The 16,699-nt window shown below is 67.1% G+C and carries 11 protein-coding genes and 1 pseudogene; 4 read left to right on the top strand and 8 right to left on the bottom strand.

Features of this window, described 5'->3' with window-relative positions:
* Positions 1-4,526: pseudogene (locus tag P1L40_RS23460) on the bottom strand (DUF7997 domain-containing protein).
* Positions 4,527-4,644: 118 nt separating this feature from the next.
* Here P1L40_RS23460 and P1L40_RS00170 point away from each other — a divergent pair.
* Positions 4,645-5,076, top strand: a complete 432-nt coding sequence (locus tag P1L40_RS00170) for a DUF7510 family protein (RefSeq protein ID WP_284009174.1) — start codon at positions 4,645-4,647, stop codon at positions 5,074-5,076.
* Here P1L40_RS00170 and P1L40_RS00175 read toward each other — a convergent pair whose 3' ends face one another.
* On the bottom strand, positions 5,077-6,165 hold the full coding sequence (locus P1L40_RS00175) for a glycosyltransferase family 4 protein (protein WP_284009176.1): 1,089 nt from the start codon (positions 6,163-6,165) through the stop codon (positions 5,077-5,079).
* A gap of 153 nt (positions 6,166-6,318) precedes the next feature.
* Between P1L40_RS00175 and P1L40_RS00180 the strand changes: the two genes are divergently transcribed.
* Together P1L40_RS00180 and malQ are read left to right on the top strand one after the other, a co-directional pair.
* Complete coding sequence (locus tag P1L40_RS00180) at positions 6,319-7,278, top strand: nucleotidyltransferase family protein (protein ID WP_284009177.1); 960 nt, start codon at positions 6,319-6,321, stop codon at positions 7,276-7,278.
* A gap of 42 nt (positions 7,279-7,320) precedes the next feature.
* Positions 7,321-8,811, top strand: a complete 1,491-nt coding sequence (malQ, locus tag P1L40_RS00185) for a 4-alpha-glucanotransferase (RefSeq protein ID WP_284009178.1) — start codon at positions 7,321-7,323, stop codon at positions 8,809-8,811.
* Here malQ and P1L40_RS00190 read toward each other — a convergent pair whose 3' ends face one another.
* The 6 genes from P1L40_RS00190 to P1L40_RS00215 form a co-directional block, all read right to left on the bottom strand.
* Positions 8,812-9,048, bottom strand: a complete 237-nt coding sequence (locus tag P1L40_RS00190; RefSeq protein ID WP_284009180.1) for a hypothetical protein — start codon at positions 9,046-9,048, stop codon at positions 8,812-8,814.
* 260 nt (positions 9,049-9,308) lie between these two features.
* Positions 9,309-9,794: a type IV pilin domain-containing protein gene (locus tag P1L40_RS00195; RefSeq protein ID WP_284009263.1), complete on the bottom strand. Its 486-nt coding sequence runs from the start codon at positions 9,792-9,794 to the stop codon at positions 9,309-9,311.
* Between the two features lie 442 nt (positions 9,795-10,236).
* Positions 10,237-11,382, bottom strand: coding sequence for a sensor histidine kinase (locus P1L40_RS00200; protein WP_284009265.1), 1,146 nt, complete (start codon positions 11,380-11,382; stop codon positions 10,237-10,239).
* Positions 11,383-11,405: 23 nt separating this feature from the next.
* Positions 11,406-12,833: a glycosyltransferase family 2 protein gene (locus tag P1L40_RS00205; protein ID WP_284009182.1), complete on the bottom strand. Its 1,428-nt coding sequence runs from the start codon at positions 12,831-12,833 to the stop codon at positions 11,406-11,408.
* Between the two features lies 1 nt (position 12,834).
* Positions 12,835-13,983, bottom strand: a complete 1,149-nt coding sequence (locus P1L40_RS00210) for a HEAT repeat domain-containing protein (RefSeq protein ID WP_284009184.1) — start codon at positions 13,981-13,983, stop codon at positions 12,835-12,837.
* The gene (locus P1L40_RS00215) at positions 13,976-14,353 is read right to left on the bottom strand and encodes a response regulator transcription factor (RefSeq protein WP_284009186.1); all 378 of its coding nucleotides are present in this window, start codon (positions 14,351-14,353) and stop codon (positions 13,976-13,978) included. The genes P1L40_RS00210 and P1L40_RS00215 overlap by 8 nt, the downstream gene beginning before the upstream one ends.
* Before the next feature lie 40 nt (positions 14,354-14,393).
* Between P1L40_RS00215 and P1L40_RS00220 the strand changes: the two genes are divergently transcribed.
* Positions 14,394-16,658: a hypothetical protein gene (locus P1L40_RS00220; protein ID WP_284009266.1), complete on the top strand. Its 2,265-nt coding sequence runs from the start codon at positions 14,394-14,396 to the stop codon at positions 16,656-16,658.
* Positions 16,659-16,699: the final 41 nt, after the last annotated feature.

The raw sequence follows: 16,699 nt of genomic DNA on the forward strand, positions 1-16,699 counted from the left end.
TCACACCGTCAGCCGTCGGACGGTCGTCCCCGCCGACTCGATGTCGCGTTCTGCCGCGGCTGCGACCAGGATATCGTTCTCCCCGTACTGGATCGCCAGCCGCTCTTCGAACGCGCCGTCGTCCGGTTCGACGAGCGCCGTGTCGGTCGGCGTCTTGATCGCGACGACCGCGGCGGTGGTCTCGCCGGTGACGACGACCTGGTTCCCCTCGAAGCTCGTGTCGACGTGGAGGCCGGGGCTCCTGTCGGGCCCGTGTCGGCCGCGTTCGCTGTATCGCTCGCGGACGAACGCCGGCGCCTCCGCCGGCCGGCCCTCGTCGATCCCGTGTGCGAGCCTGATGAACTGTGCCATCGCCCAGGCCAGCGGCGTCGCCGAGCCGGTCCCCTCGCCGTACTCCCAGTCGTACTCGGTGCTGTACTCCCGGTCCCAGACCTGCTCGGCGATCATCCGCCCGGAGTTGGCGAACCGCTGCATCGTCCGGAGGAGTTCCGTCGGGTCGAGCGCGCTCTCCTCGGTGTCGGCCAGCAGTTCGTACTCGCCGCGCTCGCCGGTCAGTAACGGCCAGAGGCGGCCCTTCCCGCTGTTTTCGAGCGCCCACGGCGCGCCGCTGTCCTCGCGGTCGCGCTCGCCGTAGCTGTCGCCGTTGTACCGGTAGAACGCCGCTCCGGCCGGCAGGTCGACGCGGATCGTCTCGTCGACTTCGGCCACGGAGTTGCGGATCGTCTCGTCGTCCCAGGGCGTGATCCCCAGCCGGACGAGTTCGAGGAAGCCGGCGTCGATGATGTCCCGCTCGTCGAGCTGTGGCCCGCCGTTTGCCAGCCGGCGCCGGAACCCGGTCTCCGGGTTGCCGTCGCGGGTGATCCGCAGGAAGTACGGCGTCCGGGCGTGCCTGTCGGTGCCGGTGTGGGTCGCGGTCCAGTTCTCGACCATGTTTGTCCAGCGGTCCGCGAGTGAGAGCCAGACCAGCGCGTCGGCCTCGTGGTCGGTCTCCAGCGCGATCTGTGCCGCCGAGGCCAGGCCGGCGATCTCGGCAGCGATCGTCGAGGGCGAGTAGCCCGACTCCTCCTCCCAGCGTTCCTGGCCGGTCGCCGGTCCGTTGCGGAGGACGTAGTCGGCCGACCGACGGACGTGTTCGTAGTCGTAGTCGACATCCTCGAAGCGATAGCCCCGTTCGAGTAGGCGGGCGGCCATCACCTGCGGGAACGAGATGTTGTCCATCTGCTCGCCGCCCCAGCGGGTGATCCCGTTGAGGTACGTGTTCTGCGGGATGAAGCCGTTCTCGTCCTGCTGGTACCGGTAGATGTACTCCAGTTGGGTGACGGCAGTCTCCATGTCGTCGACGAGTTCGAACGCGGTGAAGACCTGATAGAGGTCCCGCGCCCAGACGAAGTTGTAGCCGTACCCCTTGCGCTCCTCGGCGGTGACGGCTTCGCCCCACGGGACGGACGGGGAGGCGATCGAGCCCCCGAGGAAGGTCTTGTCCTCGACGGCCAGCAGCGTCATCAGCGCGGTCCGGTACTGGGCGGCCAGTTCGGGCTCGTCGGCGACGGACTCGGGGAGCGGACGGCCGTCGAGGAACGACTGCCAGGAGTCGACGTAGCCCGCTCTGACGGTGTCGTAGCCCGCTGCGAGCGCGCCCTCTGCCTCCCCGAGCGCCGCGGCGGTGTCGGCCTGTCGGGCGAAGCCGAGCGCGACGGTCTCGGAGAGCCGTTCGCCGGCCCCCAGTTGGCCGACGAGGACGACGCTGTCGTTCGAGATCGAATCTCGGGGATCGGGACGGACCCCTTCGGCGAAGAGGTCGCTGATCGGGTCGCTCCCGCTGACGCCGACGGTCGCCCAGTCGAAGCGGTCGGCCGCGACCATCGCCAGCGCGACCGAGTACCCCTCGCCGTCCTCGTCGACGAGTCGCGGTTCCGTCGAGGAGCCGGTGTAGGCGCTCGCGTCCCGGGCCGCCAGGTGGTAGCGGCCGGGCTGGCCCAGGCGCAGTCCGCGGTCCCGCGTGCCGCTGTTCGCCAGAGCAACGTCCGCGGCCGCGAACAGGTCGTACTGGGCGCCGTCTCGTGCCTCGAACTCGATGTCAGCGACGACGGCGTCGTGGTCGGGATCGGCGGCGTACTCGACCGTGAGTTGCCACTCGTGACCCTGCCCGTCGCCGGTCTCCGTGACGACGTGGCGGAAACAGAGCGCGTCGTCGGCCGTCGGTTCGACCCGGCGCGCGACGGAGCCCTCGGCGCGGCCGGCGCCCTCGACGTGTGTCCTGACGGTGTAGTCGTCGGTCCGTGCCGAGACGATGAAATCCAGCGTCCGGAGGTTCATCAGGTCCACCCGCGGGAACCGGACCTCCGTCAGCGCGCCCGCGGTCAGCGTGAACCAGACCCGGGAGGGATCGTCGGCACGGTGGTCGGCGACGGTGCCGACGCCGAACTTCTCGCCGGTCGTCCATCGGGGTCGGTCGGGCGGTCCCGACGGCGACGGCGCCGCGCTCGGCAGGGCGTCCTGCGCCGCGAGCGTCGCGGTCGCCTGCAGTCGGTAGCCGTGGGCGAACCCCAGCGGCGTGCCGCTGTCGGCCCGGCCGTCGTCGTGAAGCTGTTCCGGGAGGTACCCAACGTCCGTCACCAGCGGCCCGTCGTGCTCGATGAGTCCGTACAACCCCGCAGCGCGCTCGAAGAAGGCCGTCCCGTCGCGACCGAACTCACCCAGGAGCACACCGAGTTTCGCGGCCGCGGCGGCCCCATCGCCGTCGTCAACCCCCAGATCTTCTCGCCGTCCTGGCCCTCGGTCCGCCAGGTGTCGCCCTCGTAGCGGATCAGCCCCGCGACCGGTTCGCCGGCCGGGTTCCGGTAGAGGTCGTCGAGACAGGCGCTGACGTGATCGGTGAGCCGGTCGGCCGTCTCGTCGTCCAGATCGACGCCGTCGAGCGCCGCGTACGCGGCGAACCCGTCGACGAGCGCGAACGTCGCGGCGTCGAGTCGCAGATCCAGCCCGCCGTCGGTCAGCCGGAGGGCGTAGGTCCTGGTCGCGTCCTCCCAGAGCCGGTCCAGCCCGTCGGCGACCCGATCCGCGCAGGCTCGCGCCCGGTCGCGCAGGTCGTCGGCGACCGGTGCCCGAGCCACGGTCGCGAACGCTTCGAGGTAGGTGGCCGTCGTGTGGGTGAACTGCCCGACCATGTCCTCCCAGAGGTTCTGACACGGGCCGGGAAGCCCACCGTCGTCGAGATCCGCCTCCATCGCCTCGACGGCCGCCTCGATGGTGGTCCGGATCTCGCTGGCCGTCTCGGGCGACAGTCGGTCACGGCGATCACACAGTAGCGCCGCCAGAAACGCGGTCACGGTCGCCGTCTGGTCGGCCTGGTACTCCAGCGAGTCGTCGTCGTCCTCGACGTGTGCGTGGGCCCACCCCGGGGCGAGCGAGCCGTCACGCGCCCAGACGCGGTGTGGCCAGGTGCCATCCCGGAGCTGGGTCCGGCAGTACAACTGTGCGCTCGCCACGAGTTCGTCGTCGATGTCCAGTCCCAGCGTCCCGGTCGAGGAGAGCAGCGACTGGGCGATGCGCGCGTCGTCCCTGAACCACGTGTAGCCGTAGCCCCCGGAGTCCCGGAAGAACGGATCGAACTCCGGGGCCGCGATCCGGCCGCCGCTGGGCGCTTTCAGGAGGTCGAGTGCCCGGAGGTCACTCCGGACCACGCGCTCGCGGACGACCCCCTCCGGGACGGTGATCTCGGTCCGTTCCCGCGCGGCCTCCTTGATGTCTCTGGCCCCCTGGAACCGGGCCGCACACTCCCGGAGGTCGCGGATCGCCGTCCCGCGGTCGATGTCGCCGTGGTCCGAGAGCTGTGTCACCAGTGTGGTTCGGAGTCCCCGTCCCTCGCGTTCGAGGGGCGCCTGGACGACGACATCGCCGCTCAGGTGGGTGTCCTCGTACCTGCGGCGCTGTCGCTCGCGGGGGAACTCGACCGGTTCGTCGGCCAGGATCTCGGGGAACCGCTCGGGGACCTGCCCGCGGATGCCCGATAGCCCGGTCGAGGCGGTGACGTAGTCGTGTTCGTCGTGGTGAAACACCTCGACGACCGCGCCGTCGGCGGGGCCTTTCTCCGGGTGGACGAGCCGGCCGACCTGTGTCTCCTTGCCCTCCGGTGCCATCGTCAGGAACGCGACCAGTTGCGCGTCCGGGGGGACCGCGCCGCGGAGTTCGACGTGCGTGAGGTGGGCACGCCCCAGCGTCAGGTCGTACTGGTGGACCGTGAACTCGCCGGCGTCGTACTCGGTCTCGATCAACGTCGTCTCGCGGTAGTAGTGCTGTCTGACCGTCTCCAGGTCGTCGAGCCAGATCGTCCGGCGCGGCGTCTTGACGCCGAACCGCGACCGGTCGATACCGTACAGTCCGGAGATCGCCGCGGAGTAGTCTCGGACGGTCCCCGCGGGAGCGACGTGGACGAGACGGTCGCCGTGCCCGGAGAACGCGCCCGTCGCTGCCGTCGACCCGTCGTCCCCTCGCTTGTAGTCGTTGAGTGCCGTTCGCAACCGCATCTTGCTGCCACCAACAGCCCGCACGGTAAAGTTCTCGTGGTGTGTGTTGACACCGGCGGCGGAACCGGCACCCCGACATCGGGAAACAGTATAAGTGAGTCCGCGGTCACGGTCCGGTATGAGCGACTCCGAGGACGCTTCCGGCGGACGATCGATTCCGATCTCCATCGATGTCGACATCGACGACGGCCGAACGGTCATCACCGCGACGGGCGACCGAGACGCCGCCGTCGTCGTCGAATCCCGATCGGGCGAACGGATCTACCTCCCACCGGAGGACTTCGAACGGCCGCCCGACTCCGCCGCCGACACGCCACACGCGGACAGTCCGTATCAGTCCGTGGAGTCGGATAGCCCGTACCAGTCCGCAGATTCCGACAGTCCCTACCAGCCCGCGGAGTCGGACAGCCCGTACCAGTCGGCCGATAACTCCGACAGCCCGTACCAGTCAGGCGGCGACGTGAGCGAGCGCGCCGGACTCTCGCCGACGGGCGACGGGTTCCGAATCGTCCACCCGGAGCCGGTCACCGATCTCAGAGTCCTGCGCTGATCAGGTTCCGGCTTCGTCGTCCGAGGCCTCGGATTCCGTCCCCGCGGCGATCGACTTGTACAGGTCCGCGTGGTCCTCGGCGACTTCGTCCCAGGTCCGGACATCGTACTCGATCGGGGTATCGAGTGTCAGCCCGTACTCGATCCCGTCCGCGATGGAGTCGGACTGGGGCTCGACCTCGATGAGGCAGTCCTCGGGGAGCACTTCCGCGGCCCCGGCGTTGCTCGCGACGACGCGGGTCCCGACCGAGAGCGACTCGGTGAACGTGATGCCGAACGGCTCCGAGAGCGAGGGCGAGACGAACAGGTCCGCGCTAGCGTAGTAGTCGCCCAGTTCCTCCTCGGGCAGGTAGCCGACGAACTCGACCTGATCCTCGATCCCGAGCAGTTCGGTAAACCGCTTCAGTTGCGCGGTGAGGTGCCCCGATCCGCCCAGAACGAGCGTCAGGTCGTCACGACGGAGCTTCGAGAGCGCGTACAGGAGATACGAGATGCCCTTCTGGTCGGTGTGGCGGCCGACGAAAAAGAGCATCTCGCCGTCGATACCCAGTTCGGCCTTGATGTCCCGGCCAGTGGCCTCGACCGAGGAGAAGCCGTTGTAGATGACCTGTGCCTCGCGGCCGTACTCCCGTCGGATCTTGCCAGCGGTGTACTTGCTGACGGCGACGAGGTGGTCCGCGCGGTTGACGATCCGCTGTTCGGTCTGGACCTCCCGTTCAGGGGGCTCCATGTTGCGGTCCGAGGACAGCGAGTGGAAGGTCGTCACCCACTCGACATCGTGGGTCGACTGCGCACGCGAACCGGGGTTGTAGCCGAACCAGTCGTTCGTGTGGACGATATCGGCGTCGGCCGCCCGGTCGACGAACTCCCCGGAGAGCCGGCCGATCCGGGTGATGATGTCACCCTCGCCGGTCGGGACGCCGTGGATGTTCTCGTAGCCGTCGGGGGCGTACTCCGCTGGCAACACGAGTTCGATGTCGACATCGTCTCTCGTGGTGAGTCGTTCGAACAACTCGCCGACCGCCGTGTCCAGTCCACCGGTCACGTTCGGCGGGAACCCCCATGCCAGCATCAGGACCTGTGTAGCCATCACGTAGACGATTGACGGTGGGATACTTATACTGTTGGCCGGAGAGCCCCCGGTCGCGGTCACTCCTCCGTCGTCGACCCCTGAAGATGTGTCTCACACACATATCAGGCAGAAAGGAAAAAAGAGATACTTCCCCCCCGAGAGAGAGCCGGTATGGACGCAATTGTTCTGGCAGGTGGGTACGCAACGCGACTCTGGCCGATCACGCGAAACCGTCCGAAGATGCTCCTCCCGGTGGGCGAGGAGACGATCATCGACGGGATCCTCTCGGATCTGGAAGCCGACGACCGTGTCTCGGACGTGTACATCTCTACGAACGAGTACTTCGCCGATGAGTTCGAGGAGCATATCGAGGAGAGCGACTTCGAGAAACCACAGCTCTCGATCGAGGACACGACCGACGAGGACTCGAAGTTCGGTGTGGTGGGTGCGCTGTCACAGCTCATCGACCGCGAGGGGATCGACGACGACATGCTGGTCGTCGCCGGCGACAACCTGATGGGCTTCGATATCGGCGAGTTCGCCTCCTTCTTCGAGGAGACCGGGACGCCCTGTATCGCCGCCTACGACGTGGGGTCGAAGCAGCGAGCCACGTCCTACGGCGTGGTCGAACTCGACGGGACGCAGGTCGTCGGCTTCCAGGAGAAACCGGACAACCCCAAGAGCACGCTCTGTTCGATCGCGTGTTACGCGTTCCCCAGCGAGACGCTCCCCCTGTTCGACGAGTACCTGGCCGAGGACAACAACCCCGACGAACCGGGTTGGCTGATGCAGTGGCTCGCCGAGCGCGACGCGGTCAACGCCTTCACGTTCGACAGCTACTGGTACGACGTGGGCGAGGCCGACGCCTACATCGAGGCCGTCCAGTGGGCGCTCGGCGACGACACGATCGTGGCCGACAGCGCGACGGTCACCAACAGCAAACTCGGCGACAACGTCCACGTGATGGCCGACGCGACCGTCACCGACGCGACGCTCGAAGATACGGTCGTGTTCCCGGGCGCGACGGTCGAAGACGCGGCCATCGAGTGGTCGCTGATCGACCGCGAGTCGGTGGTCTCGGACGTGGACCTCCAGCGGTCGCTCATCGGCGAGCACTCGAAGGTCAGGTAACGGACCCGATAGTTGAAATCCCTCCGCGGTGAACTGGCGGGTATGCGTTTCAGTCGCCGCAGCGGCGTGTTCCTGCATCTCACTTCGCTCCCGAGTCCCCACGGCATCGGCGATCTCGGTGCCGGCGCCCGGTCGTTCGTGGACTTTCTGGACCGATCAGAGCAGTCACTCTGGCAGGTCTGCCCGCTCGGGCCGACCGCCGCGATCCACGGCCACTCGCCGTACCAGGCCTTCTCGGGGTTCGCCGGCAACCCGCTGCTCGTCGATCTGGAGTGGCTCGTCGACCGTGGGTACCTCGACAGCGAGACGGCGGCCCCGCCCGCCGGCATCGACGCCGAGGAAGTGAACTACGAGGTCGTCGCCCAGTTCAAACGCGAGTGCCTACGGGCCGCGTTCGACGACTTCCGGGAGACGGCCACGGAGGCCGACAGGGAATCGTTCGCACAGTTCCGAGACCGCGAGTCGGGCTGGCTCTCCGACTACGCCCTGTTTCGCGCGCTCAAGCGGGAGTTCGACGGCGCGCTCTGGACGGAGTGGCCGGACGACGTGACGACCAGAGAGCCCGATACCCTCGCGACCTACCGCGAGGATCTGGCCGACGAGATCGAGTTCCGGGAGTTCTGCCAGTGGGTGTTCGACGAGCAGTGGCGCGACCTGCGCGCCTACGCGAGCGACCGTGGGATCGACCTGATCGGCGACCTGCCCATCTACGTCGCGCTGGACTCTGCCGACGTGTGGGCCTCGCCCGAGGCGTTCCGACTCGACGACGACCACCGACCGACGGCCGTCGCCGGGGTCCCGCCCAACACCGGCGACAGCGGCCAGCGCTGGGGCAACCCCGTCTACGACTGGGACCACCTCGCCGAGACGGGCTACGAGTGGTGGCTGGGACGGCTCGACAGACTGTTCGATATGGTCGACATCGCGCGGATCGACCACTTCAAGGGGTTCGACGAGTTCTGGGCGATCCCGGCCGACAGCGACGACCCAGCCAACGGGGAGTGGCTCGACGGCCCCGGCGCCGCGTTCTTCGAAGCGGTCCGCGACCGGTTCGGAAATCTCCCCTTTATCGCCGAGGATCTGGGGTTCGTCGACCACAGCAGCTACGACCTCCGCAGCCAGTTCGACTTCCCCGGGATGCGCGTCCCCCAGTACGCCGACTGGTGTGAGGAAGGGAACATGTACCAGCCGATGCACTTCCCCGAGAACAGCGTCGGCTACACATCGACCCACGACACCGACACCGTCGTCGGCTACTACCACTCCCTGGGCGACCGCCAGCGCGAGTGCCTGCACTACAATCTCGGCTCGGACGGCGAGGATGTCCACTGGGACATCGTCGAAGCGGTCTGGAACGCCGAGTCGACCATCGCCATGACGACGATGCAGGACCTCCTGGGACTGGGGAGCGACGCGCGGTTCAACACCCCGGGAACGACCGACGGTAACTGGGCCTGGCGTGTCACCGACGCGCAACTCGACGACGATATCGCCACCGAACTCCAGTTGATCACCGACGCGACGATCCGTTGATCAGGCCCGGCTCAGCCTGGCGACCACGTCGTCCAGCCACTCGGGGGTGTCGAGGTCCGCCAGCGTCCCGTCCCGTTTCGTCGTCACGATCTCGCTGCCCCCGTCCCGGGTCACGTCTACCCGCCAGGTCCGGCCGTCGTCGGTACTGAGATCGAACCGCGCGCCGCCGTCGGGGAGCGCGTCGACGTGTTCGACGGTCACGACATCGCCGGTGTAGACCTCGATGGTGTCTGGCATCACCAGTCGGTAGCCGCCGCCGTCGTAAAAATGTCCGAGTAGACCGCCCCCGGATAACAGTTCCCTACCGAACGAAGCGGTCGTATAACTAACTGTCCTGCTCTCGTCTGTGTACGTGTGGGCGACCGGCCCACAGCCTCTGACACCGTCCCGGTACCCCTACCCATACCCTTTCGGGACGGATTTATCGAAGTTCCACGACCGACGAGCGCCGTGGCTGTCCCCACGAGATCGAAAAACGGGAAAACGCGGTCGGTCAGTTACGCTTCGGGACCGGAGTCCTGGCCGAGCGTCGCCGAGGAGTCGCCTTCCTGGGCCTCGTAGACGACGCGGATGTCGTAGTCGTTACTGACACCAACGTCAACGCTGCTCCCAGCAGAGATTTCAGAACCACTGCTGTATCCGGCCGTGGTCCAGTCGCCTGGTGAGTCCATGTCGAGTGGTGGTCCGCCAGCGATAGACCCGGAACTGACGAAGTCGCTAGAATCACCACGAACGTACAACTCCTGCGCGACAATAGTGTCCCCACCATCGTGCGTGATTGAGAGTACACCGTTCCCGCCACCCCCTGCCTCGAAGTCGAACGAGAAGCTCGCCTGCGGCGTTGCGCTCTGTGTCTGATCGCCCAGTCCGAGTACGAACGACGCGATGACGGCGGCGAGGATGACCGTGATCGCAACCATCAGGATGACGCCGATGACCGGCGACACTGCGTCGTCGTCTTCGAACAGTTCTTTGATTCGCATACACCGCTCCGATATCAGGCGATTGGAATAAATACATCAGACGTTTTATTCGCCGAAATACCGTTCAATTTCGGCTTGAAACCGCAAAAATAGGAAGCTCAGCGGGTGAGGTACCTCGCCAGTCCCGGGCGATTTCAACACTCCGTGGCCGGCTTCAAATCCGGCTTGATTCCGCGTTGGCCCGTTGTGTACTCGCTCGCGACACCGGTTGATCGCGGTGAATCGGACAGAACGATCTCGAAACCGGGGTAGTGCGGCCGTCTCGGTCGAGTTTCCGGCGCCCGCGGTAGCGGCGTATCTGTAGCGTCCGCAGCCCCGTCGTGTTCGCTCGTGCGCTTCAGCGGTGCGACACACGGCGCTCGCTTTCGCCAGCCGAACGACGACCCGGCTCCGTCTCGTCCCGCTCCGGACCTCTCGGCTGTCGACAACCGGAGGTCGTCGGCTACGAAACCACGGAGGGTGTCGTGGTGATTCCGATATCGCCGAAGACGAACCGGGTTCCGTCAGTCGTCGACTCGACCGCCCCGCTCCATCCGTGCCCGGAGACGATCCGTTCGACGATGAGGAGGCCGAGCCCGCGCCGACCCTCGGTGTAGTCGCCATCGAACAGCGACGCCGCGATCGACTCCGGTAGCCCCGGGCCGGTGTCTTCGACGACGAACCCGTCGTCGGTCCCTGCGACCGTCACCGTCACGTCCGCCTCGCAGTGCTCGTCGACGTTGCGAAAGAGGTTCTCGAACAGCTGCCGGAGCCGCGATTCGTCGGCGTGGATCGTCCGGTCGTCGACGACCGTGAGCGTCGCCGTCGCGGGGTCGACCGTCTTCCAGGCGGTCCGTGCGACCGTCGAGAGCTGGACCGACTCGCGTTCGCCGACATCGACGCCGTCGCGGGCGAGCGAGAGCGTATCGGCGATCAGCGTCTCCATCCGGTCCAGCGAGTCCAGCGCGGTCCCGAGATACCCCGATTCGGGGTCGTCGACCGTCTCGGCGACGAGTTCGGTGTACCCGTACGCGGTCGTCAGGGGGTTGCGCAGATCGTGAGCGAGCATTCCGGCGAACTCGTCGAGGCGTTCGTTCTGTGCATCGAGCGCCTGGTAGTGGCGCTCGCGCTCGATCTCGTGACCGATCCATCTGGTGAGTAGCTCCACGAACCGCTGTTCGTCCTCGTCGAACGGCTCCTCGCGTGGTGTTTCGCTGGAGAAACACAGCGTCCCGTAGATGTCGCCGTCGACTCGGACCGGCGCACCGACGTAACACTGCAGACAGGTGGCCTCGCGGGCGATATCGTCGCTGTACGCCGACGCACCGGCGTCGGCGACCGTCAGAACCTCCCGGCCGTCGACGACGTGGCGACACCAAGTCGTCTCCAGATCGTGGATCGTCCCCGCCCGGAACTCGCCGCTCTCGATCGTCGAGTCGACAACCTCGTACTCGCCGTGTCCCGTGTACGAGAGGACTCCGTAGTCGACACCGAGCCTGTCCCGACCGATCGTGATGGCCTGTTCGATCTTCCGACCGAGCGTGGCCGACGGATCGCTGCCCAGCTCGTACAGGTCACGGAAGTAGTTCCGGCGTTCCGGTTCGGACATATCGGCGGTTGCTCACCGACCCACTAATCGTCCCCGATCGAAAAGCCGGCCCGCTCCATCGTACCCCAGGAGTCGACGCCGGCGAGGTACTCGACGAACCCGCGCCAGGCGACCAGCGTCTTCCACTGCCGGTAGCCGAAGTTCTCCAGGACACCGTACCAGAGCAGACGCAACACCTGCCAGGGACTGTCGTACCGGTTGAAGCTCCAGACCTCGCTGAAGACGCCGAACCAGGAGAGAAACACCCCGAACCCGGTCGTCAACAGGAAGAAGACGAGGAAAAACTCCACGTCCAACAGGCCGAAATACCACGCGAGGGGCAACAGGACGTAGCCGAGCCCCTCGATCAGCGGGCCGATCGTCTCCGCCAGCACGAAGAAGGGCATGACGGCCGTCCCGAGGCGGTCGTACTTCGGGTTGAACAGCATCCGCCAGTGGGTGACGAGCGTCTCGACCATCCCCCGGTACCACCGTCGCCGCTGGCGGCTGAGTACCCGCCGCGTCGCGGGCACTTCGGTCCAGGCGACCGGCTCGGGGACGAAATCCACGGTGTACTCGCGGTCGGTCTCTTTCAGATAGCGATGGAGGCGGACGACGATGTCGAAGTCCTCCGTGATCGTGTCCTGCCGATACCCCCCGATCTCTCGGACGGCGTCGGTCTGGAACAGGCCGAACGCCCCCGAGATGAGGATGAGCCCGTTGATCCGGTTGAGCCCGAGCCGCCCGGAGTAAAACGCCCGGAGATACTCCATCACTTGCAGGCCGGGGAGCCCGGTCTTCGGGAGCGAGACCTCCTTCACGACCCCGTCCTCGATCCGGCAGTCGTTGGCGACGCGGATGACGCCGCCGGAGGCAACGGCCGTCGTCGGCGCTTCGAGGAACGGTCTGACGAGCGACAGCAACGCCTCGCGGTCGATGACGGTGTCGGAGTCGACCGCACAGAACAACGGCATATCGGTGAGCCAGACGCCGGCGTTGAGCGCGTCGCTCTTGCCGCCGTTTGCCTTGTCGACGACCAGCAACTCCTCGTAGACCCGTGAGCGGTACACGCGGTCGATCTGCTCGGTCGGGACCTCGAACGGGACTTCGGCGTCCACCGGTTCCAGTTCGAAGGCGTCGATCAACCGCTCGACCGTCTCGTCGGTCGATCCGTCGTTGACGACGACGACTTCCAGTTCCGGATAGTTCAGCGACAGCATCGACCGGACGCTCTCGACGATCGTCGCCTCCTCGTTGTACGCGGGGACGACGACGCCGATCCCGGGGTAGAACGGCGTGGTGAACTTCCGGAACGGCGGGTCCCACTGGGACTCGCGAACGTCGTCCCGAAGCTCCAACAGCGCCAGGACGTGCAACAGCAGATAGCCCGCGTTGACGACGGTGTAGTACCCGACGACGAACAGTGCGAACAGCACCAGTGCTGTGCCGAGGACGTGTTCCGGCGAGTGCATCCTATCCACCCACCGTCTCGGTGGCCGTCTTGCCGGCGAGCCGGTCGTACTCCGAGTGTTCGAAACTCCACTCCCAGGCGGGTCCAAGAACCGCTGCCACGTCGTGATCGACGCGGTCGCGCCGCCCCACCAGAGCCGTGGTTCCGATCGTGAGCGCCCGGGGGTCGGCCTCCTCGACGAGCGCGAAGAGGAGAACCGTGAGCGCTTCCCGGTCGCCCCACGCGGCGAGCATCTCGTAAACTGCCGCGCGGACGCGAGGGGTGGGATCGCCGGTCGCCCGTTCGAGGAACACCTGGTCACGGAGCGACGGCCGCCAGCCGAAACTCCCCAGTGCGTCGGCCGCGGCCGCGCGGATCGCGTCGTTCTCCGTTTCGAGCGCGGCGGTCACCCACTCCAGGCTCCCGTCCCTGACGCTCGTCTCCAGATGGGCACAGACAGCGAGGACCTGCGCGAGGAGCGGTTCGGGCCAGTCGCGGTAGTCGCTGCCCGCCGCGCGCAACAGCGGCGCGGGTTCGGTCCGGGCGACGCGATACAGCGTGTCCTGTCCGAACACGGTGAACTGTTCGTCCGCCCCATCGAGCAGCATCGAGATCCTCGTCTCTGCGTCCGGCAGTCGGTCGGTCGCCTGGAGGAGCGTGACAGCCGCCGCTCGCTCTCGTGGCGTCCGTGGCTCGAACGAGGACTCGAAGTACGGCTCCGGTCGGCGCAGGAGCGTCAACCAGGTGAGTGCGTGTAACCGCTGGTACTCGCCGCCGTCGTCGAGCCGACGGCGGGAGCGGTCGGGGATACCCAGGGCATCGCCCAACTCTCTGAGCCGGTCCGCGTCGCCGCCGTCGAGTTCCCGGAGGTGCTCGTCGAGCAGCGACTCGATAACCCGGCGCTCGACGCGGGAGCAGTCGGCAACCCAGTCCTCCCAGTCGGGGTCGGGACTGAACAGCCGGCCGAGCAGTTCCTCCCGGAGGGCCGGTCGGACCCGGTCCCGCCGGGTGTCCTGTACCGAGCGGTAGACCGACAGCCCGATAGTGAGATAGAAGGAGACGGCGAGTGCGAGTCCGACGACGAGTGCGACGGCGACCAGGACGACCGTCGTCGGAACCGCGTAGCCGAACGCGGTCACGTCCCCCGTCTGGAGGACGATCGGCTCACGCATCGATCTGTCTCCGGATCCTGGCGACCAGCTCCGCGCTTCGGAACGGCTTCGTCACGTAATCGTCCACGCCGGCGTCGAACCCCTCTAGGACGTGCTCCTCCCGGCCACGCGAGGTGAGCATGACGATCGGTAAATCCTGTGGGACTGCCAGCTCCCCGTTGCGGATCATCCGGACCAGTCGAGTGCCGTCGAGCCGTGGCATCATCACGTCCAGGACGATCAGATCGGGTTCGTAGTCGGTTCCGAGGAGGTCGGCCGCCTCGCGTCCGTCTTCACAGAGTCGCACGTCGTAGTCGGCCGCCTCCAAGCGGTGGGCCACCAGCCACCTGATCGTTTCGTCGTCGTCGACGACGAGTACCTCACCTACCATCTACGCACCGCCTACTCACGCAGTAGATAAAAAGACGACCATGCCGACGCGCTCTTGTGGCTCCCCTACATACTACCGCATGAATCGTCGGCGGTTCCTGGCGTCGGTGGGTGCGAGCAGTTTTACCGCGCTCGCGGGCTGTCCGGGCAGACCCGGGCAGTCCGGTGACGGGGTGGCGACGAACACGGAACCCGAGCGGACGGCGACGAACACGCGGTCTGGGGAGACAGCGACGCGCGTCCCCTTCCGCGTCGACGACGCGGGATTCGAGCGCCGAGTTGACGGCGGGTACGAACCACTCGTCGTTCGGGGTGTCAATCTCGGGATGGCAAAGCCCGGGACGTTTCCCGGCCAGGCGGCGATCACTCGCGCCGAGTACGACCGCTGGCTCGCCGCGATCGGCGAGATCGCGAACGTCGTCCGGACCTACACGATCCATCCACCCGCGTTCTACCGGGCGCTCGCGGCGTACAACGAGTCGGCCGACGAGCCGCTGTTGCTGCTGCAGGGAACCTGGGTCCCGACGGCCGATCTCCTCGACGCAGGGGACGCGGCCGGGTTGTCGGCCACCGTCGACCGGGAGTTGCGACGGACCGTCGACGCCCTCCACGGCGCGACCACGCTCCCGGAGCGACCCGGTCACGCCAGCGGCACCTACGACGCCGACGTGAGCGACGCGACGCTCGGGCTGCTGTTCGGGATCGAGTGGCCTCCGGAGGTGGTCGTCGCGACGAACGAGCACGACACGGTCCAGTCCACCGGCGGCCGGTACGTCCGATCGACCGACGGGAAGCCGTTCGAGCGATGGCTCGCCGGCCGACTCGACGGCGCCGTCGCCTACGAGATGGAGACGTACGGCGTCCAGCACCCCGCCGCGTTCGTCAACTGGGTGACGACCGACCCGCTGGACCACCCGTACGAACCGTTCCGGAACGAGGACCGCGTCAGCGTCGACCCCGACACCGTCGTCGCGACCGACGAGTTCCAGTCGGGAACGTTCGCCGCGTACCACGTCTACCCCTACTATCCGGACCTGTTGAACGAGACGCCCGCCTACGTCGAGTACGTCGATCACCGCGGCGAGCGAAACAGCTACGCGGGCTATCTGAACGACCTCGCGGGGGCGACAGAACGAGCGCTCCTGATCGCCGAGTTCGGCGTCCCAAGTTCGCGCGGCATCGCACACCGGGATGTCCACGGCCGCGATCAGGGCCGCAACACCGAGACGGAACAGGGCGAGATGGTCGCCGCGATGTACGAGGACATCATTCACGCCGACACGGCCGGCGGCGTCGCGTTCGCCTGGCAAGACGAGTGGTTCAAGCGGACCTGGAACCTCGACGCTCGATCGGTCCCGGGCCGTCGGCCCTACTGGTCGAACATCGAGACGCCGGAACAGCGGTTCGGTCTCCTGGCGTTCGAACCGACCGACGCCGTCTCCCTGGGTGGGGACCGCGCCGACTGGAACGGCGCGACGACCGCCTCGGCGACCCAGGTTCGCGAGACGGCGGCCCGGCCCCTGGAAGCCCTCCGAGTGAGCCACGATTACGAGGGGCTGGGGGTCCGTCTGGAGTTCGACCGGAGCGGTGGCCAACTCGACTGGCGAACGACGAACGCGCTCGTGACGGTCGGACTCACCGGGCGGCCCACCCAACTACCGGTCGGAACCGAACCGACCGTGCAGGCGGATTTCGTCGCCCGATTGGCCGGTCCGGGGGACTCGCGCCTGTTGGTCGATTCGACATACGACGCCTTCGCCCGGGAGTTCGGCCGCGTGGCCGGGCTCGACATCGACGCCTACCGAACCGGTGACGCCGGGTTCGTTCCGGTCCGCGAGCCGATCAACCTCGGGTACACTGTCCCCGCGACGGAGGAACGGGTCCCGTTCGAAGCTGTCGAGACGGGACGGCTCCGGTACGGTGTCGGCGACCCGACCGCAACACGGTACGATTCGCTCACCGATGTCTACGTCGACCCGGACGAGGGCGTCGTCGAGCTAAAGCTCCCCTGGATCCTCCTGAACGTCGCCGACCCGTCGAGCAAACGGCGACTCCGAACGGAGTGGGATGCGGGCCTCGCGGTCACGGAGTTCGACCACGTCGAAGTCGGTGCAGTCACGGTTTCTCCGGCGAGCAGAACCGAGCAGCGGTCCGAGGCGCCCAGTCTCGACAGCGTCGTGTCGGGAATCGACGACGGCACCGTCCGGACGGTCCGGTACGCGTGGGACCGGTGGAACCAACCGGCCTACGAGGAACGGCTGAAACAGTCCTACCACGTGTTGGCCGATGCGGGCTGGAGAACGTGATCGGCGACCCGGCACGCCAGCGACCAGTACGCATTTGATAC

The organism is Haloarcula pelagica (assembly GCF_030127105.1).
GTDB classification, from domain to species: Archaea; Halobacteriota; Halobacteria; order Halobacteriales; family Haloarculaceae; genus Haloarcula; species Haloarcula pelagica.